The following is an 18175-nucleotide window of genomic DNA, read 5'->3' as shown; positions in this document are numbered from 1 at the left end:
AAACTACATTTAAGATTATAACTGTAAGTATGGATTAAAAATACACTCCAAAAATTAAAAAAATCAAATAAGGATTAAAAATAAACCCCTAAAATTAAAAAAATATATTAGGATTTAAAATATTTTAAGATTTTAAAATAATTAAGAACTTCATGAATACAACTGATTACAATTTTGAGGTTACAAAATGGAATATTTACAGGTACAGGAAGGTCAGGTAAGGATTAAAATCCCACAGTTTGAGAAAGTAACCGCTAAAGCACCTGTTTTTTTCAATCCAGTTATGGAACTTAACCGGGACCTTTCGGTGACCGCTTTAACCACTTACCGTAAGCAGAAAGAGGAGGATATCACCATCTGTGATGCCTTTGGAGGTAGTGGGATAAGGGGGATACGCTACGCTAAGGAAATAGAAGGTGTTTCTCTGGCAGTGGTGAATGATTTAAACCCCCTGGCGGTTGAACTTGCCAATGAAAATATTAAAAATAATGGGTTGAATAATGTAAAAGCCTGCCGGGAGGATGCTAATCTAATTCTTCGCAAATGTAAAGGCAGATTTGATGTTGTGGATATCGATCCATTTGGAACTCCTGCACCCTATGTTGAGTCAGCTGCTGCCAGTATCAGGGCAGATGGGATGATCTGCATCACTGCCACCGACACTTCCGCTCTTTGTGGCACCTACCGGAAACCATGCATACGCAAATATGGAGCTAAACCTCTTAGAAATGAATACTGCCATGAAACAGGTCTCAGGATCCTGGCAGGTTTCCTCTCCCGCACATTCTCCAAATATAAAAAGTATCTGGAGTTCCAGTTCTCCCACAGCACCGAACATTACATGCGCCTGTACGCCCTGGTGGGTAAAGGAGCTAAAAATACAGATGAATCCCTTGAAAACCTAGGACACATAGCATACTGCCCCAAATGCCTTAATAGACAAGTATTTAAGGGCATATCCCCCCGAATATCCTTAAACTGTCCAGATTGTGGAGAGGTTTGGAATGTTGCCGGTCCACTCTGGTGCGGAGAGATACAAAATTCAGACTTTTTAAGCCGAATGCTAGATATGGTACCGGATATGGAAATTAATCGAAAAAATGAAGTTACCAAACTCCTGGAAAAATGTCTCGCAGAGTCAGGTGCTCCCCCCACGTTCTACGATGTTCATGCTATTTGCCGAAAGTTAAAGATTAGTGCCCCCTCAATGGAAGGAGTTATGAATCTCATTAAAGAAGAAGGTTACATGGTTACCAGAACCCATTTCAACCCCAATGGTTTAAAAACTAATGCTCCTTTATCTATAATCGAAAATGCCATTAATAACCTAAATAATCGAATTAATAACTTAAATAATCAGTGATAGGAGTAACTTAAACTACTTTTTTTGAACAATAATCTAAAAAATTAATCAGAAGTAGGAAGTTTATTGTGTAATGATATAAGTTACAATCATCCCTAATTAACAAAAAAATATAAAAATCTCATTTTAAAAATCCCTTTTTTAAGGATAAATCTCCCTTTTAATAATTTATTTCTATTTTAAAGAATAAAAACCCTGCTTTAAGGATAAAAACCCTGCTTTAACGATAAAAACCCTGCTTTAAGGATATAAATCCTAATGTTAGAATTATCAACCTTTAATTTCATTGATAGTTCAACATGTCATGAGTATAGTAATACTGCAGTTCAGAGGCGTGTTGGAGTTCATAGGCCCGATAAGGTAAACTCAAATAGGGGGTTAACATTCCCTTTAAGACATAGTAGTAAGCTGCGAACTGACCGTACTCTTTCCAAGTGATGTAGAAATAAAGTGGTAAACCACACCCCTGCGAAAATATTGGATTGCCAGATCTTGCAGTTCCATGCCAGACCATGGGGATAGGTCCTTTCTGCCCATTTTGAGCCGCTAACTTCAGAATATATTTATTAGCATCATTCCAGTTGTTAAATGTTAATCCATCAGCCTTGAATTTATATCTGCCATCCGGAACTCCGAAGATGGCCAGTTTAAGTGAATCCATATAATTGGTTGGCCCCTCAGCACCAGTACCATTGGTGTCAATAAAGGCCATTTCTATTATCAACACATCACCCTCCATATAGTGGCGATAGTTGGAATCCCCTGCAAAATGAACAACCAAGGCACATTTAGAGCCTCTTTCAGTTGCATATTCTGCTAAAAGTTTAGAATGAGGATGACCAGGATACATGTCAGGGTTAGCCAGTTTAACAAAACCCAATCTTCCCACCGGCTCATAAGGACCCATCATAGACGAAATAACAAGATAACCTCCAAATATTGTCAGAACAATTAAGAGAATAACTTGCCATTTCATTGCGTCACCATAAAATGTCGTTGAGCTAGAGTCATTACAGGTAAATAAATTATCAAGAGATAGTATATTGTATCATTGATTATAACATTTCCATTTATCTATGTCATTCAAAGATAAGGCTTAATTAGATTTTTTTAAATCTTGAATTCTATAATCACGGTAAGTTAAGGAGACTATAGTAGATAAGACTATACTAATGTTATTAAGGATATTGTAATGTAAAGTTAAAGGAGTTTACCCTATTTTTCTAATCGTTATAATCATTATTAGCTTTAAAGATTTGTTGTTTGCCATTCTAAAAATAGTCTTCCAAGCACAAAAGAGACCATTTAAATGGGATAAGGATAATTACCCTCAAATCCCATTAATTATTTTTCCTAATCCTGGATATTTTGTGAGAGGATAATAAACTATTGATAATAAACTATTTTTAGTCCCTGAAAACATTAATTATAATATCACTCTCGGTAATGGAATGAAATGGTGGAAAAAAGCTTGATTAATATAATATTTAATCAATTTTTCCAGAATTATGGTAAGGGGGAAATTGTATGGATATAGGATATTTAACTTCAGATGCAATGAAATATCCCATACAGAACTGGCAGAAGGTCATAATACTGGGAATATTAATTTTAACCAGTTTTTTAATTATTCCTGCTTTTTTAGCTATGGGATATGTTTTCAGAGCTTTGAAGTGGTCGGTTGCAGGGGTTGACCAGCTTCCTGAATTCGATGAATGGGGAGAAATGTTCACCGATGGTCTTAAAATCTTTGTGGTGGAACTGGCCTACTTTATCATCCCCTTCCTCTTTATATTCCTGAGCATATGGGCTTCTATCGGTTCATTGGTAACTTTAGGAGCTTCTGGAAATGACTTAATGCCCGCCACTGCTTTCAGTGCCTTCGGTTTAATGGGCGGATTGCTGGTGTTAGGATTGATTTTGGCTGTTATCTTTGGAATATTTTTCACAATTGGAATAGCAAATATGGCTTATTATAACAGTGAAATAAGGGCTGCATTCCGATTCAGGGAAATACTGTACACCATCAATGCCATTGGATGGGTAGACTACATAATCTGGTACATAATGATGATCATACTGGGAATGATAATGAGTGCAATAGCAGGAGTTCTTGGATTTATACCGATTTTAGGATGGGTTTTGATTATATTAATCATCTACCCTTACCTTTACCTCCTGTACTCCAGAGCACTGGGGCTTTTATTTGTTTCTGGGCTGGAAACTCAATGAAGCGATTTTCTTTCGTTTTGAGGTTGAAAACTTATTGAAAAAGTTTAACCACTTTTTAAGTGCACCATAATTTATTCACTTTTTAGGATTTTTATTACTTATATGGTGAAAATAACGTATCATCTTTTTATAAGAAAACAGATATAAATAATAAATACCTAAAAATGGAGGTATTAAACATGGATATTGGAGAAATTATATCTGATTCCCTTAGTTACCCGTCTCAGGACTGGAAAAAAGTACTAATATTAGGAATTCTATTCCTTATAAGTTTCTTAATAATTCCAGCCTTCCTGGTAATGGGATACTTTTTCAGAATTTTAAAAGGTTCCATAGCAGGTTTTGACGAACTCCCTGACTTTGATGAATGGGGAGAGATGTTAATAGACGGTTTGAAAATATTTGTTGTACAGTTTGTATATTTCTTGATCCCAGCGATAATAATATTAATTGGAGTATGGGCTTCAATCGCATCTATAGCTGTAACTGACGCAGGCAACCTTGCCAATCCAGGTTTAGTCTTTGGACTCCTGGGCGGAACAGCCATTATTGGAATTATCTTAGCAATAATCTTAGGATTAATTGCATCCATTGCCATTGCTAACATGGCTCTAAATAATGGTGAATTTGGAGCAGCATTCCGATTCAGTGAAATCCTCGAGGAAATAGCCATGATCGGATGGGGCAAATACATAGTATGGTACATTGTGATGATAATCATCGGTATGATCGGTGGAGTCATTGCCGGTATCCTGAACGTGATCCCAATCTTAGGAACCATCATTGCCCTTTTAGTTGTTTCCCCATACTTGTATATGTTTTCAGCAAGATCTCTGGCTTTACTCTTCGGCTCCAGTGTGCAAATGGAATCTGTTGAATAAACAACCTGAAAATATAAACCTCTTTTATTTTTTTTCATAAATTTTATTTTTTAAAAAAAAATGATTTCTAAATTAATCTTAATGAACTGATCTTTTTTAAAAACCCATTAATCAAGCAAAATACCTCTTAAAAATGAACTTTTTTATAAAATGACTTCCATAAATTAAAATGTTAAAAAGTTAATTGGAGGTTAAAAAAATGGACATAGGAGAAATTGTATCCGACTCAATTAAGTATCCTTCCTCTAACTGGGGAAAAGTACTGATATTGGGTGTAATATGCATTGCTTCGATTTTGATTGTTCCTATATTTTTAGTCATGGGCTATTTGTTCAGAATAATAAAAGCAACCTTAGCCGGTATTGACGAGCTCCCGGAATTCGATGAAATTGGGGAAATGTTCGTTGATGGTCTAAAAATCTTTGTTGTAGGTATTATTTATTCCATTCCCCTATTGATAATTTATGGAATTATGTATTTCATAACCCTGGGCATGGTTACTACTGCCAGTTACACAGATTTCGCTGCTGTTTCAAGCGCAGCTTACGGGATGATGGCTATACTGTGGATAGTAATCGCAATAGTAGGATTTATCATTTCACTGTTTGAACTAATGGCCATCGCCAACATGGCATACTACGATGGAGACCTAGGAGCAGCATTCAGATTCAGCGAAATATTAGAACATATATCCAGAATTGGCTGGGGCAAATACATCATCACCCTCATAGTAATCTGGATAATAGCTGGAATAGGATACGCCATAGGATGGTTGACCCTCTTCATCCTGATTGGATTCATACTATTACCACTGGTAATAATGCCTTACATCATGATGTTCATGTACAGAGCAATTGCACTGATGGTCGCATCCAGTTTAGAAGGCGAAACTGTAGAATAAATAAAAATCCCTTATTTCTTTTTTTTATTTTTAAAATTAAGCAGATTTATATGACCAATTTTAGTATATGACCAATTTTAGTCAAGAATATACTATTTTTAAAATATAAAATTAAAACAAAGAGAATTATTAAAAAAAAATCCCTTAAAGATAGTTCATATCTTAAGGGAACTCATTTTGACTAGTCACAATCCAGTGAGCCGTAGCCCAGTTATCTTTGCAGTGTCACTGTTTAATGCTCGCAGGTCATCTGGTGAGAATTTGCGAATATCATCGTGCCCAGCAAGCTGGGCCAGCATCTTAGTTTCCTCAGTCATGGATTTAATGTAGTTAGCCACTCGCATGGCAGCCAGATCCACATCCAGCCGTTCGCGTAGTAAGGGATCTTGTGTGGCAACCCCCACCGGACATTTACCAGTGTAACACATACGGCAGGCTCTGCATCCCATTGCGATCATGGCACCGGTTCCAATGTACACTGCATCAGCACCCAGGGCCATGGATTTGGCCACGTCTGCCCCGCTTCTGATTCCTCCGGTGATGATGAGATCCACAGTGTCCTTCATTCCAATTTCTTCCAGCCCTTTAACTGCTTCCATGAGTGCTGCCAGGGTGGGGATTCCCGTGTGTTCGATAACCACTTCTGGTGCAGCACCGGTACCTCCTTCCATCCCATCCACAGATATCACATCAGCACCGGCTTCTGCCACCAGTTGGACATCATCCTTCACCCTTCCGGGTCCCAATTTAACCACTATTGGTACCTGCCAGTCAGTGACCTCACGGATGAGTTCTATGTGTTTATCCAGGTCTCCTGGCTGGGTAGCATCCAGGAATCGGGCTGGACTGAGTGCATCCGTTCCTAAGGGTATTCCCCTAATTTCAGCCACTTTAGGGCTCACTTTCTCGGCTAAAAGGTGTCCCCCCATTCCAGGTTTTGCTCCCTGACCAATTTTAACCTCGATTGCATCCCCCACATTGAGATAGTACGCAGAAACCCCGAAACGACCAGAAGAGTACTGTACCATCAGTTTATCTGCGTACTCCCTTTCTAAGGGTAACATTCCCCCCTCACCGGTGTTAGCGCATGATCCTACCAGGGAGGTACCTTTGGCCATTGCCAGTTTACATTCCTCTGAAAGGGCCCCGAATGACATTCCTGCAATGAGAACTGGTGTTTCCAGTTGCAGCGGATTTTCAGCGTGTCTAGCTCCCAGGACAACCTTGGTGTTACATGCTTCCCTGTACTTGTCCACTGGAGATACTGAAGCCTGACCAGGCAATATTATAATATCATCCAGGCTAGGTAATTGTCTTTCTGTACCAAAACCCCTGAGAACGTATTTACCTGCCTTGGAGGTGTAACGTATGTCCGCGATGGTTCTAGGGTCCCATATACTCCCGGCCCCAGTTGGTATCAACACTGGACATGCTGCTGTACAGGATCCACACATTATACAGCGACTTTTATCTATTTCCGCGTGACTGTCCACGATTTCAATGGCATCGGTGGGGCAGACAATTTCACAGGTACCGCAGAAGACACATAATCCTTCAGTGGACACTGCCAGTTCCCCTGATGGAGATAAAGGCCGTTTTGATTTTGATCCCATGGTGTTATTCATTTCAAAGTTCTGCTGCAGACCGGTGGCGAATTCCTTAATATCCACTACACTCAGGCAGCCTTCTTTACATGCTTTCACACAGGCGGGTACGTCATCTGGTGACTGCATGCACTGTTGTTCGCATTTGAGCATCTCATCATCGGTGTGGGTGATACTTCCAATGGGGCACATCAGCATACACAGGCGGCAGCCCACGCAGAGGTCCTGGTTGATTTTAACCACGTCCCCTTCACGGTAGATTGCATCTCTAAAGCAACCCTTGAGGCAGGAGGGGTTTATGCACTGCTGGCAGACAATGGTCTGGTAACCTTCAGTCATTTTATGCAGGAAGATACCACTTTCATCATTTACTGATACACAGGCTTCAATACAGTCATTACATCCATCGCACTTTTCAGGATCAGTTAGGAGTATCTGTTTCATTGGGATACCTCCTCTTTACCATAAAATGGTCTTAACTCTTCAGGCCCAATCTTAACGAAATCCTGTGCCTGGGCATCTATATTGTACTTTTGGAAGATTGATGATAATTTATCCTTATCAGAGGCAGTTATTTCAGTGACAGCTGCATTTGTACCGGTTTGGTACTTTCCAGCCACGTATATGTTTCCACCTATCATCCAGTCCCCAGTGTCTTCCCCCGCATCTCCAGTAACAATTATATCCCCACTGAGCATGTAAAGTCCAGCGAGTTTGCCCATATTACCATTTATTACCAGAATTCCTCCTTTGTTAAGCTGACCCACTGCATCACCAGCATCCCCATAAACAACTATGGTACCATTGTAGGTTCCGAATCCAACCCCATCTTCAGCAGAACCGTGTACAATGATCTCACCGGAGGTCATGTTATCTCCTACGTAGCGACCAACATTGCCCTGTATTTCTATAGATGCCCCGTTATTCAGTGCTGCTACAAAATCTCCAGCATTTCCCTTCAGGGTGACTTCTACCCCGGAACCCAGACCCACTGCAATAGAGTCCAGTTTACCGGGATTTTCCAGTACCAAATTATTTTTATCCTCAGATATCGCCTTTTTAATCTCCGTGTTCAACTGACGGGTGGTATAGTTTTCTGATTTTATAGTATCCATTGTACTCGTTCAAATTCCCCCATGTAATCTCTTTGAGGGTACTAAATCACGATGAACTATAAACTTTACCCTTCGTATAACTTTCAAGGTATACTGTTATATAATAAAATGAGACAATGGTTTTAGTGAAGTGAGTATTTTAGTGAAGGTGATTTAAATGAAAACCCTAGTTACCAATTTAAGAGGGCAGTGTCTTTTTAATGTGTCTATGAAAACCCAACCGGACGGATTAATTGTATTACATTATGGTAAACATCGCAAAACAGAATTGGACTCTTTTCTAAAGGGGGGTGAAATTCGAATAGATACAGAAGACCCCCAGGATGCATTGAATAGGATTATGGAGATTATTAGAGGGGCCAAAATACATGGGGATGTTTATGTTGCCTATGGTTCAGGAGATATAGGTCCTCTTTTGAATTTTGCAGCAAATAAGGAGGAAGTGGCTGGAATTTTCACCTGTTTTGGAGAGAAGGTGGTTCAGCTTCCACCTTTCGAGCTGAAGATATCCAAGACCCGTCTTAAAATAATGAAAATGCTCACCCTTAACGACTTTACTGCTGTGGAAATTGGTAAAGAAGTGGGAATATCTCGAGCAATGGTTTACAAACACCTTAACGGACTTATAGAAGCAGGAATGGTTAAAAGATCTCATTCAATGGAAAAATACGGTATAACTGATGCAGGGGTGCTGGCAATGACTTAAAATCATATTTTCCATCATTATCAACACATGTAATCACCAATTATATTATAAACAATAATATCTAAACTATAAAATCTGAATTTTCATTATACCCCAATGATAAAGGGATTAAAGTTGAAGTTTATAGAAATTTGAAGTTTATTGGACTTATTTAGTTTAGAATAGTACTTTCAATCACTGATCAGCCACTCGGTTGAACAATGATTTAAATAAAGTGGAAAACAACAAAAAATAATATAAAAATAAAATAAATATAATGAAGAATATAATTTTAACAGTGAAGGTTAATTTTTAAGCGAAGTTTAAGATGATTGTGGAGTTAACATGTCCTTAACCAAAAAAGATGATTTGATTTTTATTCCATTGGATACTCAATTCTCAACTTGTAACTTGCCTTATCACTTAAAAGCACAGTGCCCGGCACGAAATAGTCTTCAAATTTTTGAACCTTCTTCACCATACAAGGCTCAAAATCCATCTTTTTGGCATAAGACCTGCATTCCTCATCATCAATCATTCCCTTCTTCACCAGTGCAATATACCTCATTTTTATGGTTTCTTCCGACAAAGACATTTGATCACCTAATAATAAATTGTACAAACTTGTATTTAAATTATTTGCATTGATATATGAAAAATGTGTAATTAACTACCTATTAAATTAAAAAAATATAAACAATGTTCATATGAACGGTGAATACGATGAAAGAAGATGAAAAAATAAATGAACTTGTGGAAATAGATGATGTAGACCGAGAAATCATCAATTTATTCAATAGCGACGGAAGAATGTCTTACAGGAAAATAGCAAAGCGTCTTGATGTTTCCATAGGGACTGTCCACAATCGCATGGAAAAACTCACTAAAAATGGAGTTATCCAGAAATTCACACCGGTGATTGATCACAGCAAACTGGGTTACAACCTCACCACCATCATTGGAGTACGAGTAAAAGGAGGAGTACTTGAAAACTGGGAGGACAAAACCGCATACCATAAAAACGTTCTCTGCATGTATGATGTTACCGGAGAGTTTGATGCCATACTGGTTGCCAGATTCAAGGACACCAGTGAACTAGACCAATTTATAAAAGGTTTACTCAAGGAACCAGATGTGCAGAGGACCTACACCCAAACTGTGCTTAACATTGTAAAAGAAGACCTAAGTTCAAGTAAAATGTTGTAAAAAGATAAAAACATATTTGTAACCATTATATTCTTAATTTATGAATTAACTACCCCCACTCACTTAGGTTAATTCAGAAGGTTTAATCCCTTTAATTATTATAAATCTAATGCAAATGCAGGAATTTAATCATTGAGGGGATGATATTAATCACGTGAATATTCACTTCATTTAATGAATATTCGCGTCATACTTGATTACTTGATAAAAGTTAACTAAAATTGAATATTCACTAAATAACTAAAATTGAATATTCACTAAATAAATCTATATTCACTAAAATTAATTATTAAATACAAAAAATGATTATTCAGTAAAAATCATCCCCGGAAAATTCCTTAGAGGCGTTTTGTGTGATTTCCCTGGTTTACTCCCCAGAATACGCACGGCATCAAACTGGACACCATCCTGAGAATCAGGAAAGACTGGAAGTTATGATGAAATATCTCATAGAACAGGGCGAAGCGGAAAAATTAGATATCCACCTGCCCGTCCCTGCCAGTGATGAGGACCTCCTGCGGGTGCACACTAAACACTATTTAAATCATTTGCAAAAATTTACAAAAAGTGGTGGGGGTTACCTGGACTTTGACACCTTCGCTTCCCCTGAAAGCTATCAAATTGCAAAACTAGCAGCAGGTGGTGCAATTACAGCTTCGCAACTTGTTTTCGACCAGTCTGATTTTGCTTACTCCATGGCACGACCCCCTGGCCACCACGCCACAGCAGATAGTGCCCTGGGTTTCTGTCTAATAAACAATCTTGCAGTGGCCCTGGAGTACATGCGCAAAACCCATGGCTTGCGAAAATTCGTGATAGTGGATTTTGACGCTCATTACGGGAATGGAACAGCTGAAATATTCTACAATGATCCCCAAGTCCTCTACATATCCATACACCAGGACCCTCGCACTATTTTCCCAGGAAAAGGATTTATTGAAGAAACTGGTAGCAGAATGGGGGAAGGTTTTAATCTTAACATCCCCCTACCTCCTGGTTCTGGAACTTCTGATTATATTTACATTTTAGAAAAAATCTTAGAACCAGCTTGCAGGAAATTCCAGGCAGACTTCTACTTTCTGGATGTTGGTTTTGACGGGCACCAGGACGACCCTCTCTCCAGTCTCCAGTTGGATGATGATTTTTATCCATGGATTACATCTCATATGCAGGAGATAACTCCAAAGATGGTGCTGATCCTGGAAGGGGGTTACAGTCAAGATGCCATGGCCCGTTCAAACCTGAAAATGATAAAAGTGTTGAAGGACAAGAGTACCCATGAAGACCAGTGGCGACCGTCTGGAAAACTGGTGGTGAAAGATGAAACCAAAAAAATTTTTAAACGAATTCAAGATACATTTTCACCATTTTTCACATTCTAAAATCACCATAAAATTAAATCAATCAAAAATTAATCATCCCCATGTAGTTACGAATTAAATAACCCTCATAACCTGCAAATTTAAGATTTACCCCAATAAAATGTAATTTTAAAACAAAACACTGCAAAATAACTCAAAAAGAAGCTAACTCAGAAGTTAACTCAAAGAAATTTAAATCAAACAAACTTAACTTTGTAATTTATAAGTATCATGTAATCACATTTTGAGGAGATACCAATGGATAAAATCAGGTTCAAACAGGCCCAAACACTTCTAAAAGAAGCGGGCCAATCCCAAAAAAGTACTGAAAAACTAAAAACTCCCCAAGAGGGCATTGTTGATTCAGTTACCTATGCTGAGATTTTAGATAACATTATAAAAACCGAAGAATTCATTTACTCCAGCAGACCCAGCCACAGGCTACTTCAGGAAGATGCTGAAGAATTCTGCAACCAATTAATAAACATCAGGAATAGAATTGACGATATTTTGGCAGATTTCGGTGTCTTGGAAAAAGAAAATGTGGAAGAAGAAGTTAAAAGACTTTCAGAAAGATTCATCCTCCTCACCAGTAAGGGAAACTTCAAAAAAATATTAACCAGATGGGGAGTTGAACCATTACGGATTGTTGTGGCAGGAGTGCCCTTGGAAGCTGATGATATGCGCATTCTCAATCCTAAAATTCCTGAAACGGCACTTGAACCCATTAAAAAGAAAATATCCCATGTAAAAAATGATATTAACCGTAAAATGGAACAGTTTAATGTGCAGGAAATCCTGGTGGTGGTTGAAAATGACAAACCCGGAGAAATCCTGGCAAAAAGAGCTGAAGATATTTATGGTGCCAAGGTCATGATGAGGGATAGTTTAAAAGACATAGATGCCATTGAATTCAAAAAGACTCTAGAACTATGATTAACAATTTTTTATTCCCTCTTTTTTTTAGTAATCTTAATCTCAGTAATCCCAACCCCTCTAATCCCAACATGTAATCCTATTTTTGGAATAAATGAGAAATTATGAAAATTGAGTACAAAAAAATGATTATATGGAGAAAACTGAAGGAGAATAAAATAAAATGGGAAAAAATAAAATGGGAAAAATATTGGAAACTAAAATCATTTCAACACTGCGAAAATTTATGAAACAATCAAGAAAACATAACTCTTTTTATATCCCCTAATTTATAACAGAAATAGACTGAGTATAATTTGTAATAAAATTTTCAGTTATATAACAAAAATTCAATCAAAATTAAATAAAAAAAATTCAATAACCAGCCAATTCCTTAAAAAAATAATTCCCATATTAAATGGATAAAAAACCAGTGCTATGAAACCTAGCAATGTAATTAATTCATCAAAAAAATGAGAAACAACTTAGTTGCTTTTTATGTTTTTTAGTTAATTTATGAGTAATTGAGAACTCAAGGGGTGAAAAAATTGGAACCACCGTGTTTACCGGATACCCAGGAAAAGTTACCTACCATCCCCGTACACCTCACCAGAGTAGGGGTGAAAGGGGTTAAAAAACTCTTAAAGATCGAAAGGGATGGTAAAAGGCCTATTGTTCTTTTACCAACTTTCGATGCCTTTGTGGATCTGCCCAGTACTCAAAGAGGCATCCACATGTCACGCAACCCAGAAGCCATTAGCCATGTCTTAGAGGAAGCTGTAGAAGACAATGCAATGGAAGTAGAGTCGTTATGTGCTGAGATAGTGAGTTTACTGCTTGAAAAGCACAAATACGCCAAACGGGCCGAGGTCAGTATGAAGAGTGACTTCATGATCATGAAGAAGTCACCGGTGACCCAACACAAAACCCAGGAAATGGTTAATATAATGGCGGATGCCATTGGTTACCGCACCGAGGAAGGAGTGGTCATTCGGAAGATGATCGGAGCAGAAGTAGTGGGGATGACTGTATGTCCCTGCGCCCAGGAAACTGTGAAGGAAAGCTCTAAACAGAAGCTCCTGAAATTTTTAGATGAAGAAACCACCGAAAAAGTTCTGGAAACTGTCACCTTCGCATCCCACAATCAAAGGGGTAGGGGAAGTATCATGATTGAAGTACCCGCCCAGCAGACAATCAGGGGTGAAGATATTATCAAGATAATTGAAGACTCCATGAGCTCCTATGTCTGTGAACTCTTGAAAAGACCCGATGAGCATGCAGTAGTGGTTAATGCACATGAACATCCCATGTTCGTTGAAGACTGCGTACGGCATATGATACATAAGATAGTGAAAGAATTCTCCCACCTACCCGATGACACTCTTATCACTGTTCAACAGGTTAACGAGGAGAGTATTCACCGTCACAATGCATTCGCAGAAAAAGTAGCCACTATGGGTGAACTTAAAGCAGAAATTAAAAATGGTGGAGGAAACTAATTGAACACACGTAACATTGCCGGACAGATCATGGGCCAACTAGAAGCATTTGAAGGCTCCAAAGCAGCCATGGACAGCTCCGAATTATTGATAGTCAGAGGAAAATCGCGCCAAAAGATCAAACCTGAAGAACTGGGTTCCACCATCTCCCAGATACTAAAGGATATGGAAGCTCGAGAGCTGGATATGTTCTCTGATGAAACCGCAAATATCATCTCCATAATAGATGAACAGATCCGTTCCCAGGTTCAGATCCAGGGAGAAACCGATATATACGGAATATATCGTCTTAAAGAATCCTTTGAAAACATGAACTGCCACGCAGATTATGGTATGGGCCTTGCAGATGATATTGCCATCTTCATAGTCCTTTGGAAAGACAAAAGTGGTATAGGCCCCTTATTTGTGGAACTGGTGGTTTCAGCCCTGGAAGGGTAACCCCTTTAAAAGGATAAAACCTTCAGGATAAAAACCCTGAAGGAAAAACCCTGAAGGAAAAACCCATTTCTTTTTGAGAATCTTTTATTGAACTGAATTTAAAAAATAAAGGGACAAATCCCAGAATAGATAACAAAGAAGATGAAAATGTTATCCCGAGACCAGCTGATTTCTTTACTAAAAGTACAGGGTGATGGTGTTCTGCAGTTGATGATGCAGGCTAATTCAATCCGGCAGAACGACAAAATAACTTATTCTAAGAACGTTTTTTTACCATTAACCAATATCTGTCGAAATGATTGTGGATACTGTACTTTTCGCCGAGAACCAGGAGATCCAGACGCCACCCTAATCCTACCACCCCACAAGGTCATGCAGACCATTCATGAAGCAGACCAGTACAGTTGCAGGGAAGCTCTTTTCACCTTTGGAGAACAGGCCGATGCCACACCCCAGGTCCACGATGCTCTGGAAAAACTGGGATTTGATGGGATGTTGGAATACTTATATCACCTCTGTGAGCGGACGCTTAATGAAACCAGTCTTTTACCCCACAGTAACTCGGGTATACTCCAAAAAGATGAGCTTAAGATGTTAAGGGAAGTAAACGCATCCATGGGGCTGATGCTGGAAACTACGAGCAGTAGATTAATGGAAAGCCCTGCCCACAGGAAGAGCCCTGGTAAAGATCCCAAGTTAAGAATTGAAACCATTGAAAATGCGGGAAAATTGAAGATACCATTTACAACCGGACTTTTAATTGGTATTGGAGAGACTGTGGAAGAAAGAGTAGATTCGCTCCTGGAGATCAGGAGAATTCAGGATAAATATGGTCATATTCAGGAGATCATTATCCAGAATTTCAAACCCAAACCAGGGATTGAAATGGAATTTGAAAGTGAACCTTCACTCTTGGACATGATACGAATGGTGGCAGTTACCAGCCTGCTTTTCCCAGATTGTGGGGTGCAGGTCCCACCTAACCTCAACCGGGATACTGCTGGGATGTTTCTTTTGGCAGGAGCAGATGACTGGGGAGGAGTTTCACCCATCACCAAGGACTACGTGAATCCAGAAGCACCATGGCCAGAGCTAGATGAGCTAAAGAAATTAACACAAGAACTGGGATTTCAATTGGAAGAAAGGCTGCCAGTGTACCCTAAATACCTCACAAAAGAATTCTTAAGCAGCCAAGTACATGAAAAAGTAGGAAAGTCTAATTTGTAATATTAATCTGCAATATTTCCAAAGTCTACTTGCTTACAAATCCAAAGTTTACCTGCTTACAAAAATAAGGGGATCATCCAGTGAATTATCCCCGCTGTTTACCCTTGATTATTCATTCACTACTTATTCACATCAGGGATGTTTATTTATCAACATCCAGTACAATCCAAGGGTTGAAACTGCATCTATGAATTCATCAAATTCTACTGGTTTACTCACGTAACTATTGACCCCTAACTTGTAACTTTCCACCACATCCCTATCTTGCTGTGAAGAGGTCAAAACCACCACTGGTATTCTTTTAGTATGTTCACTGGCCTTTAATTCTTTTAAGACTTCTAGACCGTCCACTTTGGGCATGCGCAAATCCAGGAGTATCAAATGGGGTAAGTCTTCAGGATCCCTATCTTGATACTGGCCTTGAGCGTGAATGAAATTAAGGGCTTCTTCCCCATTTTTAACCCAGACCAGCTTGTTCGCTAAATTTTTCCGCTTCAAAGCTCGCATGGTCAGTTCGGCATCAGTGGGATTATCTTCCACCAAAAGAATATCTAATTCATCTAAATTCAATTAAGAGCCTCCATTATTAGTATTTCCAAGTTATGTAATTTGAATTATGTGAAATTTACTAAAAACAACAAATTAGGTATGGAAACCTAAAAATCATTGCAAGTTAAGTGGTAACAAAGTTTTATCATTCTGAGATTGAAGAACCAAACAGGATTTATCCCTACTTTAACCTCAAATATTAGTTATTTCCCTTAATCAGAACTTAATCTGACGTTCTTAGAACTGATTTTTTTATAGCTCCCTTGAAACTCCCATAACCGCATATATTTCACCATTGTCAGTTTTTAAGGGTTTTAAACGGGTATCTAAGTATAATTCACAGTCAGGAAAGATGAAATGGTTTTTAGTACGTATGGAATTTCCAGTGCGGAATATATCCTGCAATGACTTCATTTGCATGTCAAAAACCTGTTTTGAAAAAATATTTTGTACTGGTTTGCCAATAATTTGATCTTTGGTGAGTTTCAAATGTTTCAGTGAAGCTTCATTAACATAATCCACCAGTAATTCCTTATTTATGATGAAAATCATGTCTTGAGAACTTTCGGTTAAAATCCGGTAGTGTGCTTCACTTTTTTTAAGGTTTAACCTGGATTGATGACCATAGAAAGCCATTTCAATGGCAAATTTCAGCTCGTTTTCATCAAAGGGTTTGATGAGGTAGGCCTGGGGTTGGGTGACCTTGGCACCCTGGAAAGTTTCAGAATTGCAGTAAGCAGTCAGATAAATAATTGGGATTTCCTTATTTTTTTGGATAATCCTAGCAGCATCTATTCCATTCATACAACCCTTGAGTAGAATATCCATTAAAATAAGGTCGGGTTCCAGCTCTAATGCTTTTTTAACTGCATCTTCCCCTGAAGAAACAATATCTACCACATCGTAACCCCATAAAATCAGTTTTTTCTGAAGTTCCATTCCAGTGAGGGCTTCATCCTCCACCACCAAAATCTTGGACTGTTGTGACATAACTACTCCCACATTACCAATATTACCAGAATACTATTATTTATGTTTATAAATATTACGTTTTTGAAATTTACCAATTAAAGTAGCACCAATAACTCCCCTAATTTATAAAACCCTTCTATTACTCCACAAAAGTTTAATCACTTGTAAACTGAAATGAATCAGCTTTGTAATTGAATGTGTAGGGATTAACCCCCAGTATCCTTAAAAACAAATGACAATATTGTTTGATGCTACCAATATATTCCTTAACCCTATTTATAATTTAAGACCCAGTCGATGATATTGCTTGAATTTTAAAAAAGAAGAATGCATTTAAATGAAGTTTAGATTTAGATTGAAGTTTAGATGGAAGTGAAGAATAAAAAAGAAGAATTTAATATTCTTCAAAATGCAAAAAATCAGCTACATCACGCCGGGGAGGAGGATATGGTTTTTCATCAGGATAACCCATGGGGACCAGTGCTACTGGCCGCACATAAGATGGTGTGCCTATTAAATCTGTTACCTGCTGTTCATCAAAGGCTCCAACCCAGCAGGCTCCGATACCGAGTGCATGGGCCATGAGGAGCATATTTTCTATAGCACAAGAAACATCCTGTATGGAGTAAAGTTCCACTCCCCTGTTACCATAAACAGTGCCAGAAACACGCTGGTTAATACATGGAATCATTATTAAAGACGCTTTAGCTATGAAGTCACGCATATATGCTGCTTCAGAAAGTTTTTCTTTGGTACGACGGTTTTTAACCAGGATCAATTCCCAGCTCTGCAGGTTCCCTGCTGAAGGTGCCCAAACACCAGCTTGAATAATTTTCTCAACTAAAGATTCATCAATATCTTCCTTTTTAAATCGTCTGATACTTCTTCTTTGACTTATGGTCTGGAAAACTTCCATACTGATCACCCCACCTGTTTTCTTTAAGTTAACCTTCATGATTTGTAAAGCTCCCCAACTCCCTACAATTACCCCAATCAATGAAAACTATAACTCCAATCCGTGCAAACCTACATTCCATGATTAAGACCATATTCAAACCAGTAAAACCTACATTCCAATGATTAAGACCATATTGAAACCAGTTCAAGCTAATATTCAAACAAGTCCCACCATATACTTAAATCATCACCTCAAAATCTTAATTAACACCATAAACCTGTTAATCACCACTAAAAATCAAATTACTGTTATAAATTCTAATCTTAATT

At 38.3% G+C, this 18175-nt stretch carries 19 protein-coding genes (1 of these 19 only partly in view); 11 read left to right on the top strand and 8 right to left on the bottom strand.

Annotation, left to right across the window (positions count from 1 at the left end; all coding sequences use genetic code 11):
- The first annotated feature begins 187 nt into the window (after positions 1–187).
- A complete protein-coding gene (locus A994_RS09305) occupies positions 188–1363 on the top strand; it encodes a tRNA (guanine(10)-N(2))-dimethyltransferase (RefSeq protein WP_004031240.1) in 1176 nt (391 codons plus the stop codon).
- Positions 1364–1646: 283 nt separating this feature from the next.
- Here the strand turns inward: A994_RS09305 and A994_RS09300 are convergent, their stop codons facing one another.
- Positions 1647–2339 carry a hypothetical protein gene (locus A994_RS09300; RefSeq protein ID WP_048204188.1) on the bottom strand — a complete coding sequence of 231 codons (693 nt, stop codon included), beginning with the start codon at positions 2337–2339 and terminating at the stop codon, positions 1647–1649.
- Positions 2340–2890: 551 nt separating this feature from the next.
- On the opposite strand from A994_RS09300, the gene A994_RS09295 reads away from it, so the two are divergent.
- The 3 genes from A994_RS09295 to A994_RS09285 all read left to right on the top strand — a co-directional run bounded on the left by A994_RS09295 (position 2891) and on the right by A994_RS09285 (position 5377).
- A complete protein-coding gene (locus A994_RS09295) occupies positions 2891–3595 on the top strand; it encodes a DUF4013 domain-containing protein (RefSeq protein ID WP_004031238.1) in 705 nt (234 codons plus the stop codon).
- A gap of 179 nt (positions 3596–3774) precedes the next feature.
- Positions 3775–4476 carry a DUF4013 domain-containing protein gene (locus A994_RS09290; RefSeq protein WP_004031233.1) on the top strand — a complete coding sequence of 234 codons (702 nt, stop codon included), beginning with the start codon at positions 3775–3777 and terminating at the stop codon, positions 4474–4476.
- 199 nt (positions 4477–4675) lie between these two features.
- Entirely contained in the window at positions 4676–5377 is a 702-nt protein-coding gene (locus A994_RS09285; RefSeq protein ID WP_004031231.1) for a DUF4013 domain-containing protein, read from the top strand.
- 185 nt (positions 5378–5562) lie between these two features.
- Here the strand turns inward: A994_RS09285 and A994_RS09280 are convergent, their stop codons facing one another.
- Together A994_RS09280 and A994_RS09275 are read right to left on the bottom strand one after the other, a co-directional pair.
- Positions 5563–7425, bottom strand: a complete 1863-nt coding sequence (locus A994_RS09280) for a glutamate synthase-related protein (protein WP_004031230.1) — start codon at positions 7423–7425, stop codon at positions 5563–5565.
- The gene (locus A994_RS09275; RefSeq protein ID WP_004031229.1) at positions 7422–8096 is read right to left on the bottom strand and encodes a GltB/FmdC/FwdC-like GXGXG domain-containing protein; all 675 of its coding nucleotides are present in this window, start codon (positions 8094–8096) and stop codon (positions 7422–7424) included. The genes A994_RS09280 and A994_RS09275 overlap by 4 nt, the downstream gene beginning before the upstream one ends.
- 157 nt (positions 8097–8253) lie before the next feature.
- On the opposite strand from A994_RS09275, the gene A994_RS09270 reads away from it, so the two are divergent.
- Positions 8254–8802, top strand: coding sequence for a helix-turn-helix domain-containing protein (locus A994_RS09270; protein WP_004031228.1), 549 nt, complete (start codon positions 8254–8256; stop codon positions 8800–8802).
- A 355-nt stretch (positions 8803–9157) separates the two neighbouring features.
- Here A994_RS09270 and A994_RS09265 read toward each other — a convergent pair whose 3' ends face one another.
- The gene (locus tag A994_RS09265) at positions 9158–9376 is read right to left on the bottom strand and encodes a hypothetical protein (RefSeq protein WP_048204187.1); all 219 of its coding nucleotides are present in this window, start codon (positions 9374–9376) and stop codon (positions 9158–9160) included.
- Positions 9377–9504: 128 nt separating this feature from the next.
- Between A994_RS09265 and A994_RS09260 the strand changes: the two genes are divergently transcribed.
- From A994_RS09260 to cofG, 6 genes are all read left to right on the top strand, one after another.
- On the top strand, positions 9505–9987 hold the full coding sequence (locus A994_RS09260; protein WP_004031226.1) for an Lrp/AsnC family transcriptional regulator: 483 nt from the start codon (positions 9505–9507) through the stop codon (positions 9985–9987).
- A gap of 353 nt (positions 9988–10340) precedes the next feature.
- Complete coding sequence (locus tag A994_RS09255) at positions 10341–11369, top strand: histone deacetylase family protein (protein ID WP_004031225.1); 1029 nt, start codon at positions 10341–10343, stop codon at positions 11367–11369.
- A 237-nt stretch (positions 11370–11606) separates the two neighbouring features.
- Entirely contained in the window at positions 11607–12284 is a 678-nt protein-coding gene (locus A994_RS09250; protein WP_004031224.1) for a SepCysE family protein, read from the top strand.
- 527 nt (positions 12285–12811) lie between these two features.
- Positions 12812–13762, top strand: a complete 951-nt coding sequence (gene mptA / locus A994_RS09245) for a GTP cyclohydrolase MptA (protein ID WP_004031222.1) — start codon at positions 12812–12814, stop codon at positions 13760–13762.
- Positions 13763–14200, top strand: a complete 438-nt coding sequence (locus A994_RS09240) for a DUF2120 domain-containing protein (RefSeq protein WP_004031221.1) — start codon at positions 13763–13765, stop codon at positions 14198–14200. It begins immediately after the preceding gene.
- Positions 14201–14347: 147 nt separating this feature from the next.
- On the top strand, positions 14348–15427 hold the full coding sequence (gene cofG / locus A994_RS09235; RefSeq protein ID WP_004031220.1) for a 7,8-didemethyl-8-hydroxy-5-deazariboflavin synthase subunit CofG: 1080 nt from the start codon (positions 14348–14350) through the stop codon (positions 15425–15427).
- Between the two features lie 132 nt (positions 15428–15559).
- Here cofG and A994_RS09230 read toward each other — a convergent pair whose 3' ends face one another.
- The 4 genes from A994_RS09230 to A994_RS09215 all read right to left on the bottom strand — a co-directional run.
- A complete protein-coding gene (locus A994_RS09230) occupies positions 15560–15997 on the bottom strand; it encodes a response regulator (protein WP_004031219.1) in 438 nt (145 codons plus the stop codon).
- 231 nt (positions 15998–16228) lie between these two features.
- Positions 16229–16966 carry a response regulator gene (locus tag A994_RS09225; RefSeq protein ID WP_004031218.1) on the bottom strand — a complete coding sequence of 246 codons (738 nt, stop codon included), beginning with the start codon at positions 16964–16966 and terminating at the stop codon, positions 16229–16231.
- 376 nt (positions 16967–17342) lie between these two features.
- Positions 17343–17903, bottom strand: coding sequence for a nitroreductase family protein (locus A994_RS09220; RefSeq protein ID WP_004031216.1), 561 nt, complete (start codon positions 17901–17903; stop codon positions 17343–17345).
- A gap of 266 nt (positions 17904–18169) precedes the next feature.
- A protein-coding gene (locus A994_RS09215) for a class I SAM-dependent methyltransferase (protein WP_004031211.1) crosses the window boundary here: on the bottom strand, positions 18170–18175 show its 3' portion. 729 nt of this gene lie beyond the right edge of the window; the window shows 6 of its 735 coding nt (coding positions 730–735); its start codon lies beyond the right edge, outside the window; it ends in the stop codon at positions 18170–18172.

Source organism: Methanobacterium formicicum DSM 3637, assembly GCF_000302455.1.
GTDB classification, from domain to species: Archaea; Methanobacteriota; Methanobacteria; order Methanobacteriales; family Methanobacteriaceae; genus Methanobacterium; species Methanobacterium formicicum_A.
Note: the sequence above shows the minus strand (reverse complement) of the source record. Positions and strands in the feature narration are given on the sequence as shown.